The organism is Binatus sp. (SeqCode), from assembly GCF_036522015.1.
Lineage (GTDB): Bacteria > Desulfobacterota > Binatia > Binatales > Binataceae > Binatus.
The window spans coordinates 1-10,464 of sequence record NZ_DATDGQ010000315.1; the positions used below are offsets into that span (position 1 = coordinate 1).

Consider the following 10,464-nt stretch of genomic DNA (forward strand, 5'->3'; position numbering starts at 1 on the left):
GCGGGACTTGAACCCGCACGTGGTTGCCCACGGAGGATTTTGAGTCCTCTGCGTCTGCCATTCCGCCACCTCGGCACTCCAAGAAGCCACAGACTCAGGCAGGTCATCTTAGGCAAAGGTGGCGCGGGCGGCAATGGCGACGCGCTGGCGGTAGCTCACGCCTTCACGACGGACGCGCGAACTGACGAACTGAGTAGCCAATCGACGACGACTGGCGGCGTGTTGCTATAGTTAAAAGTTACTATAGAACTGAGTAGTTAGTGCGATTCTCACTTACATTTCGCTATCATTTGCCTGGTATAATGTAGCGGGCGCACTATGGATTCATGGAAGCCGTCGCCACGCGCATTGCGCCCGCCGCAGTTCTGCAATCGCATGTAACCGTCGCCGGATTGAGGCGTGCCCTTGGCGACTGCGTGCTCGCGGTATCGTTCTTACTCGCGATGCTGCCGGCCGGCCGCGAAATCAGTTTCACCCTGGCCGGAGCCGCAAACGTTGTATGGGTGACAGGCGCCGCAGTCATGGCCGTCATGTCATTCGCCCGATTTGTCCCGCGCAGCGCGACGGTGAATCTGCGAACGGTCGCTGCATCCGGCGCCATGCTGATCCTCCCATGCTTCATGCGTCCGATCTCCCTCTCGAGCGGCGCACTCGCGACCGTCGGACTTGTCTTCGAGTTGTTTGGCGTGCTGCTGACCCAGGTCGCGCGCGTTTACATGGGCCGGAGCTTCGGTATATTGCCGGCCAACCGCGGAATCGTATCAAAAGGTCCATTTCGATGGGTTCGTCATCCTATATATTTCGGATGGCTGGTACTTTCGATTGGTTATGCGATGTCCTACGCGAACTCCCGCAATATTCTCCTGATAGTCGTAACGCTTCCCTTCATGGTATGGCGGATCGACCAGGAGGAAGAACACTTGAGCGCGGACGCAGCGTATCGCAGCTACATGGATCGCGTTCGGTACCGTCTGTTGCCCGGGGTGATTTGAGTTGAGCGCGCGTGTTTACCGGGTGGCCGGGTCCTGGCCCTGCTCCTGCGACGGGCGAGCTTGACTGCGGCGGTTGCCGCGCGTCCCCAACAAGTAGATTCCACCCGCCAGCGGAGTCGAGAGAAACATCGCGAACGCGAGGCCGCCGATCACCGCGATCGCCAACGGCTGCTGAACCTTGGCGCCCGCGCCGTACCCGAGTGCCAGCGGGAACAGGCCCGCAGCGGTGGCGAGGGTTGTCATCATGATTGGCCGCAGCCTGACGGTTGCAGCGTCCAGCAACGCCGCGCCTGGCTTGGTGCCCGAGCCGACTTCACGCTCGGCATGATCGAGCAGTAGGATGCCGTTCTTGGCAGTGATACCCGCCACCATGATGATTCCCATGAACGATGAAATGTTGAGCGTCATGCCGGTCAGGTCAAGCGAGATGAAGCTGCCGGCGAGACACGACATCGCAGCGACCAGGCAGGCAATCGCGGGCGCGAGTCGCGCAAACTCCCAGACCAGGATCAGGAACATCATGAACGTTCCTGCTACCAGCACCAGCGCGAGTTCGTGAAATGCCTGTTGTTGCTGAGCGTAGAGGCCGCCGTACTCGAGCGATACTCCCGCCGGCAGCGGCATCTTCGCGAGACTCTCTTTCACCGCGTTGATCCCCGTGCCGAGGTCGATACCCTCGAGCCGCGCAGTGACGTGCACGACCGGACGCTGGCGCTCGCGGTCGATTTCGTTGGTCGCGCCGAGAAAGTTGAGCTTCGTGACGGAGGCCAGCGGGACGCGTGCACCCGTGCTCGACTTTAGGATGACCTCCGACAGAGTTCCCAAATCTTCGTGGAATGCGTCCGGGTAGCGCACGCGGACAGCGACCAGCCGATCGCCCGAAAGCACATTGGTGGCGACCGTCCCTTGAATCACCGAATCGAGCGCAGTGCGAACATCATCGGCGTTCAATCCGTAGTGCGCCGCCGAAGTGTTATCGACCACCACCGCCTCCTCCGGGATGCTTTCGATGATTCCGCTTTTGACGTCCACCAGGCCGTGGATCGCGCGCATCTTGTCGGCCACCTGCCGCGCGGTCGCTTCGATAACTTTCTGATCGGTGCCGAAAACCTTGACTTCGATCGGCTCCGGAACGCCCGAAAGGTCACCGATCAAGTCCTGCAGCACTTGTGAGAACTCGATCTGCACTCCCGGCACCGTATTCAGTATGCGCTCGCGGAGCGAATTGGTGACGTCGTCTATATCCCGTTTACGGTCGGGCTTGAGCCGCACGGACATGTCTCCGGTATTCGATTCGGTCAGAAAAAATCCAAGCTGGGTTCCGGTGCGACGGCTGAACGAAGCGACTTCGGGCGTCGCTTTCAGAATCGATTGAATTGAGTCGAGCATCGCTGTCGTGTCGGCCAGCGTGCTCTGCGGCGGCGTGATGTAATCGAGGATGAACGCGCCCTCGTCGAGCGGCGGCAGATAGTCAGTACCGATGTTGTTGTACACGAAGTACGCAACGACGATGGAAACGATCGCGACCGGAATCGCCAGCACGGGAAGTCGGATGAAGGGCCGGACTGCGGTCAGAAATGCGGTCTGAACGCCGTGATAAATTCGCCCCGCCTCGCGCGCGCGTCCGCGGAACCGGGCGATCGCCAGCTCGATTGCTGGCGTGAAGTAGATGGCGAGGATCAGCGAAATCGCCAGTCCGCCCCCGAGCGTAGCGGCCAGCGATCGGAAAAAAATTCCAGTCACGCCCGAAGTAAAAACCAGCGGCCCGAAGACGACGATCACCGTCATCGTCGAGGCGATCAGCGGGCGCTGAAGACTCTTGAGTGCTCCGGCGACAGCGTCAGCAGCGGAATTCTTCGCCGCGAGCTCGCGATGAATCGCTTCGATCATCACGATTGCGTCGTCGATGAAAAGTCCGATTCCGGCTGCGAGCCCGCCCAGTGTCATCATGTTGAAGGTCAGCCCGACCGCCTTCATCACGATGAACGTGATCGCGACGGTGCACGGCACCACGACCGCCGCGACGATCGCGCTCAGCGGACTCATCGTGAAGGCCAACACCACCAGCACTGACAGCGCTAGGCCAAGCACGATCGCGTCGCGCACGCTCTTGAGCGATTCGGCGACCAGGTCCGACTGATCGTAGGAGACCGAAAACTGAATGTCGGGATAGCGCTGACGAAACTCCGCGAGAATTTGCCGCGCCTGCGCTGCGATTGCCTCCGTGCTGCCGCTCGGCCGCCGCGAGATTCCCACCAACACCGCCGCGCCATTCTCGGATGCGGCGCGGACGTAATCCTCCTGGATTCCAAGTTCGACCGAACCGATATCGCTGACGCGCACCGGTTGACCGCCCGCCGACGAGAGCGGCACCTGCGCAATCTGATCCGCCTGGTGCAGGTCGGTCGTCACCACCGTCAGCAGCATGCGATGCTCTTCGTTCATCCGGCCGGCGGAAGCGACGACATTGTTCTTCGACAGCCCCGCCACGACATCTGCAGGCGACAAGTCGTGTTGCAGCATCCGCGCCGGATCGAGCCGTACTACGAATTCGCGAAACTTGCCGCCGATCACGCCGACTCGGTAGGTGCCGTTGATATTATGCAGGCTCGGCACGAGGTCGTAGTTCACGACGTCGGTAAGTTCGGGCAGGCTGCGAGTCTTCGAACTCAGGCTCAGATCGACGATCGGAAACGTGCCGGTCGTCAGCAGCACCGCGTTGACCTGCGTATCGTTGGGCAACTGCGCGCGGGTGTGCGCGACCTCGGCGCTGAGCATCTGAAAACCGATCTGGGGGTCGGAGTCTTCGCCGAAGGTAACGTCTATCTCGGCGCTCCCGCGGGTCGTGGTCGATCGCACCAGCTCGACGCCCGGAATGCTGTAAGCGCTCTCTTCCAATGGCCGCGTGACCGACGCGAGCATCTGTTCGGCCGGCAGATCGCCGCTGTCGGCGAGGATTGTCGCACGCCGGAAAACAATTTCGGGAAACACCGCACTAGGAATCGTGCGCGCGAGGATTACTCCGAGCACGCTCGCTGCCAGCACCGACAGCACCGCCAGCGTTGAGCTGCCGCGTTTCATTGATTGCCCTGCGCGACGCGAACGCCAAGGCCGTCGGACAGCGCATAGCCGCCCGAGGTCACGACCAGGTCGCCCACCTTGATGCCGTCGGTTGCTTGAACCAGATCTTTGTCGCGCAAGCCGACTTTGATGTCCCTTTTGTGCGCGCGGCCGTCTGAGCCGATTACAAAGACGTGGTACTGATCGACGCCCTGATCCTGAAACAGAGCGGCGGCTGGAACTACGATCGCGTCGGGCACGCTCGCCGTCTCGACGCGCACCTCTACCGGCGCGTTCGCCTGCGCGATGCGATCCGAGCCGATGAAGTCTGTCCGCACCGAGGAGCTTGCGCTGGCCGCGTCGAAGCTCGGCAGGATCGCATCGATGCGCGCGGGGAACTGGATGCCCGGACGAAACGGCGTCGTCACCGTCGCGCTCATCCCGGGCCGGATCAGTGAGAGCTGGCTCACCGGCACCGAGGTATCAATATAGAGGCTCGCCGGATCGATCAGATCGACAATCGTATCGAGGTCGGCGACCATCTGGCCGCTGCTGACCGGCGGGGCCGAGACGACTCCCGATTCCGGCGCGACCACCGGTATCCCCGCGCTGTGATTATAGCGCCCGACCGACGCACTCAGCGCCGGCGCGTCCTGTGGATCGATCTTGCGTGCGACCGCGAGCCCGGCTTCCGCCGCTTCGATCTCGCGATTGATTACGTGCGCGACGACCTGGCCCTTGCGCACCGAATCGCCGCTGACGAGTTTCATGCCCATCACGCGCCCCGCCGTTGGCGCGCGCATGATGACGTGACGCATCGCGACCGTCTTGCCGAGCAACCGAAGCTCGCTCGTCATCGGATGAACTTCGGCCCTGGCTGCACTCACCAGCAGCGTCGGATTGGCCGGCTTCGAGTCTTCGTTGTCAGCTTTCTCGCCGCCGCATCCCGTCAGCAGGACCATCGCCAGCAGCGCCGCAAAGATCGCCGCGGTGCAACGGTTCTCACTCGCGCGCTTCATCACTGGATACGGCCGAAGAGCAAGTTGGTCTCCACCACCGCTTCGCGCGCGTTGAATTGCTGGTCGAAATGCAGGAGCCGCAACTGCTCGGCCTGCTGATAGGAGTCCAGCACTTCGAGCATGGTCGCGGATCCTCCGCCAAGGAAGCGCGACCACGTCAACCTGAAGTTGTCGTCCGCCGTCGGCTGCGCGCGCGACAGGATGTCGAGCTGCCGATTCGCCTCGTCGTAGCGAAGCGACGCGTCCGCCACGCGCCGCCGCAGAAGGTACTCGGCCTGCCGCGCTTGCGCCGTCGCCGAATGCGCTTTTGCCTTCGCCTGATCGATGTGCGACGCGATCAGACCGCCGTCGAACACCGGCACCGACATCACGCCGTCGTACGAGCCGCCAAAGTTGTGCGCGATCGTCTTGGGCGGATCGATGCCGACGAATCCGGTCGTGAACGCGACCTGGAACGTCGGCAGACGCTCGGCCTTCGCTGCCACGATTTGCGAGTTCGCCGAGGCGATCGCGCGCTGCGCCGCCTGCATCACGGGGCTTTGTGCAAGATCGCCAGACGGCTTTGGCAGAGGCCCGGGAAGGTCCGCGATGTCGAGGTCCGGTTGATTGGGCTCGCCAATCAAAATGCCCAGGGTTGCGCTCGCGCGCTCGCTGTTGCTACGCGCCGCGTCGAGCGCAAGCTCGGTGCTGTCGCGCGCGGTGCGGAACTTCAGCACGTCATTGGTAATCATGCGTCCGCTTTTTTCGAGCGCCTGAATCGTGGTTACGTAGCGCGTCAACCGGTCGAGGCTGACCTCCAAGGCATGTTGCGCTCCGCGCGCACGAAGCAGATCGAAGTACGCGACCGACGCGTCGAAAACAATTTGCGCGCGCGCCGCCGCCACGCCGAGCCGCGACGCTTCGTTTACGTATTCTGCTGCACGCAGCAGTGCCCGCCGCCGTCCCCAGTCCCACGCTGTGTAGTCGAGCGTCAGCATCCCGGCTGAAAGTCCGCGGTTGGTGACGACTTCATCGTAGCCCGGCGCCTGGTAATACTCCGCGCCCGCGCCAATGGTCGGAAACAGTGGGGCGCGCTGCTCGCGCACGTGGGCGACGCTCATATCGCTCGCCGCGGCGGCGACGTCGACCGACGGCGCGACGTGCAGCGCGCGCTCGACCGCGTCGGACAGAGTTATGCTCGCGGCGTGCGCCATCGACGTCCAGGACAGGATCGCGGCAGCAAGCACGGCCGCAGATAGGTGGCGGCAAAATGGCTCCATTTTGAAAATTCTAACAGCGCCCTGCCAACAGTCCAAATTAACGGAAGTTAAGCAAGTTGTTGAGCGGGATCGGCTATCGGAGCGGTGCGGTCGCTCGATTCGGGTCCTCGTGGTAAAGCTCCAGCGTCACGACGAACGCTGATCCACCCGACGGGAGATTCGCCGCAGCGATCTCGCCACCATGCGCCCGCGCAATTTCCCGGCAGAGGCTCAAGCCCAATCCGCTGCCTTCGCCGGCAGATCCGGCACCACGAAAGAATCGATCGAAAATGTGCGGCAGCTCCGCCGGATGGATTCCTTCGCCGGTGTCGGCGACACGAATAATCGCGCGGTTCGCGTCGCTCTTCAGTCCGACGTCGATCGATCCCCCGGCTGGCGTAAACTTCAGCGCGTTGTCGAGCAGATTGACGATCAGACGCCGCAGATGCCCCTCGTTGCCGTTGACGAACACGTCCTCGGGCGCGCTGAGCGTAAGCTTTATCTCGCGCGCTTGCGCCAGCGGCCCGACCGTCGCGGCTATCTCGCTCAGCAGCGCGCGAAGATTCAGCCGGCGCCGATCGACCATCACTTCGCCGTTGAGCCGCGACAGCATCAGCAGTTCGTCGGCGATCCTGCATAGCGACAGCGCCTCGCGATGCGCCGCGCCAAGTGCCGCGCGATTTTCATCAGGCGAGCGATCGCGCGCGAGCGCTACTTCGAGCCCCGTTCGCAGCACCGACAGCGGAGTCCGCAGTTCGTGCGCCGCGTCGGACGCGAATCTTCGCTCGGTCGCCGACGCGCGTTCCAGCCGCTCCAGCAGCGAGTTGATTTCTTGCGTGAGCCGCGCGACTTCGTCAGCCACCGGCGGGACCGTCAGCCGCGAGCTGAGATTGGTTGGCCCGATGGCGTCGAGCTCCTCGGTGACGGATTCGATCGGACGCAGCGCGCGGCCCGCCAGCAGGTACCCGCCGCCGACACAGAGTATCAGTACGATCGGCACCATCAGCAGCAGCAAGTTGCGAAGGTTGTCAACCGATTCGTCAACCAGGCCCGCCTGCACGCCGCTTTGCAGGTACGCGATCTCGCCATTGTACAGCATCGGAACGACCGCAAACCGAAAGGCGGGATTGGCGATGATCGCCGGATGCGTCGGGAGCGCCGGATCGAATGGCGGCGGAATAGTGTGGACGTCGCCGAAGTTTCCCACCTCGCCATGCGCCGTAACTATTCGCACCCGCCGTCCCGGCCCGATATCCGTTTCCAGACTCAGCCGCTGCAGAATTCCGGCCGCGCTCGAGGTGCCGCCGCGCTGGATTTGGTCGGCAGCGTTTTCGGTCTCTTCCAGCAGCGCAGCATCCAGCGCGCTGAATTGCTGACGGGCGAAGAGCGTCAATGCGGCGATCGCCGCGACCAGTAGAATACCCGCCAGTATCGCGGCCCAGTAGATGGTTAGCCTGAGTCTGATTGTCATTGGCCGCGGTCGCGCGGTGCGCGCGGCGGTGTCATTCCGCGCGCATCGTGTATCCAACTCCGCGCACGGTGACTATCAGCGAACGGTCGGCGCGCGGATCGATCTTCTGCCGCAGTCGATTGACGAAGACTTCGATCAGGTTGGTCAGCGAGCTGTAATTCGAATCCCAGACCGTCTCCGCGATCATGTCGCGTGTCACTACTTGCCCCGCGTTGCGCATCAGCAATTCGAGCAGCATCTTTTCTTTCGGCGACAGGTTCAGATTGTGCTCGCCGATTTTCGCGCGCCGCTTGACCGTGTCGAATTCAAGGTCGCCGACTTTGAGGATTGGCGAGGCCGGTGTCCGCGGACGCCGCGCCAGCGCCTTGATTCTCGCCACCAGCTCGGCGAACGCAAACGGCTTGGCCAGGTAGTCGTCGCCGCCGCTGTCGAGTCCCGCCACGCGTTCCTCGAGCGCCCCGCGCGCGGTCAGGATCAACACCGGAGTCTGGTTGCCCGCCGCGCGCATCTCGCGCAGCAGTTCAAGCCCGCTTTTCCCGGGAAGCCCGATGTCGAGCACGATCAGGTCGAGCGCGCCGCGCGCGACTATCGGTTCGGCCGCCTCCGCACTGCCTGCGATCTCGACCGCAAAGCCGTCCTCGACGAGCCCCTGCTTGACCGAGTTAGCCAGCCGGGCTTCATCCTCGATCAGTAGAATCCGCAACGCGTTCATCACCCCAGATGCTGCCACGCCACCGTACGCAAAAAAAGCGGGCGAACCACGTCAGATTGCTAGCGACAGGACTCCGGCGGCGACCAGGGCCCCGGCCCAGATTGTGTCGAGGTTGATCCAGGCGCTGCGCAGGATCGCCAATCCAACCCATTCATAAACTAAAATCGCGATTGCGCCCGTAACCGCAATCATCGCGCCGGTATGCAGCAGCACTACTGCTAACGCCTGTGCGACCGTGTGCACGTGGGCCGCGGCCATGTGATGTGCGTGCGGGGAATTCGGCGTCATCCCGATCAATATTGGGAACAACATCAAGCCCGCGCCGTGCGCCGACGCCATCAGGAAAGACCACAGCGCAAGCTCCGCCGCATTGACACGCATCGCAACCCAGCGCGGATGCGCGCGCGGCCAGATGAAGCGAAACAGCCCGAACAGGATCAGCGCGGCCGCGCCAATTGGTCGAAGTAAATCGATCGCGAAGAAGAGGCGCAGCACGCCAATGATCGCGACAACTGCCGCGATCGACACGAGATGTCCCACTGCGATCGGGCCGAGCGCCCAAATCACCTTCGAGCGCCGCCGCTCCTGCAGTCCGAGCGCAACCGCGAACAGCCAGCCCATCGACGGATCGATTCCGTGATACGCGCCGAGCGCCGCGACCGCTATCCACGGCCACGCCGCCGTCACGGATAACAGAACGAGTCGGACGACGAGTCGCCGCCCTCGAGGCGAATCTGATGCGGCCGTTCGCCGTCGAAGGTGGTGAAAAAATTCGGATCGATCGTCATCCCGCCGGCCGGCGCGCAATCGATCTTCGCGACCCAGCCGCGCACGCCCTCCGGATAGAACTGCGCATCCCACGCGCCGTACAGCGAATTCGAAATGTAGATGCGCCTGCCGTCGCGGCTCAGCTCGATCATCTGCGACCCACCGTTCAGCGGCTCGCTCTTCGGATGCTTCCCGTGCGACACGATTCCGCCCAGGCGCACGCTGCCGGTCTCCTTCGGCTTGAACGGGTCGCTCACGTCGTATTGCTTCAGGTCGCCGGTGCCGAAACACGCAACGTACAAAAACTTGTCGTCGAGACTCAGGTTGATGTCGGTAATCAGCGGTGGCACCGCCTTGAACGGCTTTAGCGCCGGCGGCAGCAGGCTCTCGTCGGCGGGCTCGGCTGGAATTTCGATCACCTTGCGAATTTTCCAGTCGCCGCCGTCGCGATGCCACAGCCAAATGGACGCCGACAAATCCTTGGTCGAGATGACCACCCCGACGAAGCCGTAGGTCTTGGTCGGATCGTGCGACGGACGCAGCTCGAGCGCCATTTGATTCTCGGGGCCAAGGTCGAGCGACTTCAGATGCCGCCGGTTGCGCAGGTTCCAGATGTGAATCGCGTGCCCGTACTTGTTTCCCAGAAGCAACTCGGGCACGACGCCGTTTTCGATCATTTTCGGTGTGCCCCATTCGCTGGTCACCGCTACGTCCCAACCGAGATGCCACCAGAAATCGTACGCGAACCGCTGCGGCCCGCGATCGACTTCCCATCGCCCAAGCACGTCGAAGCTTTCGTGATCGAGCAGGAAAATTCCGCCCGGTCCGTCGCCCTTCGGATCTCCCAGCGCGCTGACGTAAATCGCGTCTGGTCCGCAATGCACGGTATGCGGCCGGCTGTATCCCGCGCGCGATGCGATCTCGTCCGCCTCGATCGTCTTTACCAGCTTCGGTTTCCGCGCGTCAGGCTTGGTGTCGAAAACGTAGATGCGCGACGAGCGCAATCCCGGCACCAGCAGATATCGCCGCTCGATATGAGGATGCGGCGCATACGGACACAGCGCCGCGCTGCACGCGTTCCAGCCAAAGTGATGCAACTCGTCGCCGGCGTTCGGTACTTCAGCCCGCCCGACTACCTGCGAGTAGGTTTTCGATTTCGGATCGAGGTCGAGCACGCACAGCGCGTCATGTTTTCCGTTCGCAG

8 protein-coding genes are annotated in these 10,464 nt (G+C 62.8%); 1 reads left to right on the top strand and 7 read right to left on the bottom strand.

What is annotated here, in order from left to right; translation table 11 throughout:
• Positions 1–326: 326 nt before the first annotated feature.
• Entirely contained in the window at positions 327–992 is a 666-nt protein-coding gene (locus VIW95_RS13410) for an isoprenylcysteine carboxylmethyltransferase family protein (protein WP_331587324.1), read from the top strand.
• A 15-nt stretch (positions 993–1,007) separates the two neighbouring features.
• On the opposite strand, the gene VIW95_RS13415 is transcribed toward VIW95_RS13410, so the two are convergent.
• The 7 genes from VIW95_RS13415 to VIW95_RS13445 form a co-directional block, all read right to left on the bottom strand.
• Complete coding sequence (locus VIW95_RS13415; RefSeq protein WP_331587326.1) at positions 1,008–4,073, bottom strand: efflux RND transporter permease subunit; 3,066 nt, start codon at positions 4,071–4,073, stop codon at positions 1,008–1,010.
• Positions 4,070–5,071: an efflux RND transporter periplasmic adaptor subunit gene (locus tag VIW95_RS13420; RefSeq protein ID WP_331587328.1), complete on the bottom strand. Its 1,002-nt coding sequence runs from the start codon at positions 5,069–5,071 to the stop codon at positions 4,070–4,072. Before VIW95_RS13420 ends, VIW95_RS13415 begins: the two co-directional genes overlap by 4 nt.
• The gene (locus VIW95_RS13425; RefSeq protein ID WP_331587330.1) at positions 5,071–6,330 is read right to left on the bottom strand and encodes a TolC family protein; all 1,260 of its coding nucleotides are present in this window, start codon (positions 6,328–6,330) and stop codon (positions 5,071–5,073) included. The genes VIW95_RS13420 and VIW95_RS13425 overlap by 1 nt, the downstream gene beginning before the upstream one ends.
• A 73-nt stretch (positions 6,331–6,403) precedes the next feature.
• The gene (locus tag VIW95_RS13430) at positions 6,404–7,780 is read right to left on the bottom strand and encodes a HAMP domain-containing sensor histidine kinase (protein ID WP_331587332.1); all 1,377 of its coding nucleotides are present in this window, start codon (positions 7,778–7,780) and stop codon (positions 6,404–6,406) included.
• A gap of 31 nt (positions 7,781–7,811) precedes the next feature.
• On the bottom strand, positions 7,812–8,510 hold the full coding sequence (locus VIW95_RS13435) for a response regulator transcription factor (protein ID WP_331587334.1): 699 nt from the start codon (positions 8,508–8,510) through the stop codon (positions 7,812–7,814).
• A gap of 33 nt (positions 8,511–8,543) precedes the next feature.
• On the bottom strand, positions 8,544–9,179 hold the full coding sequence (locus VIW95_RS13440) for a hypothetical protein (RefSeq protein WP_331587336.1): 636 nt from the start codon (positions 9,177–9,179) through the stop codon (positions 8,544–8,546).
• On the bottom strand, positions 9,176–10,464 hold a 1,289-nt coding region (locus VIW95_RS13445), incomplete at its 5' end, for a selenium-binding protein SBP56-related protein (RefSeq protein ID WP_331587338.1). The genes VIW95_RS13440 and VIW95_RS13445, both read right to left, overlap by 4 nt.

Bases quoted from the DNA above. Each gene is read 5' to 3' on its own strand.
- VIW95_RS13410 (WP_331587324.1), top strand. From the start codon at position 327: ATGGAAGCCGTCGCCACGCGCATTGCGCCCGCCGCAGTTCTGCAATCG.
- VIW95_RS13415 (WP_331587326.1), bottom strand. From the start codon at position 4,073: ATGAAACGCGGCAGCTCAACGCTGGCGGTGCTGTCGGTGCTGGCAGCG.
- VIW95_RS13420 (WP_331587328.1), bottom strand. From the start codon at position 5,071: ATGAAGCGCGCGAGTGAGAACCGTTGCACCGCGGCGATCTTTGCGGCG.
- VIW95_RS13425 (WP_331587330.1), bottom strand. From the start codon at position 6,330: ATGGAGCCATTTTGCCGCCACCTATCTGCGGCCGTGCTTGCTGCCGCG.
- VIW95_RS13430 (WP_331587332.1), bottom strand. From the start codon at position 7,780: ATGACAATCAGACTCAGGCTAACCATCTACTGGGCCGCGATACTGGCG.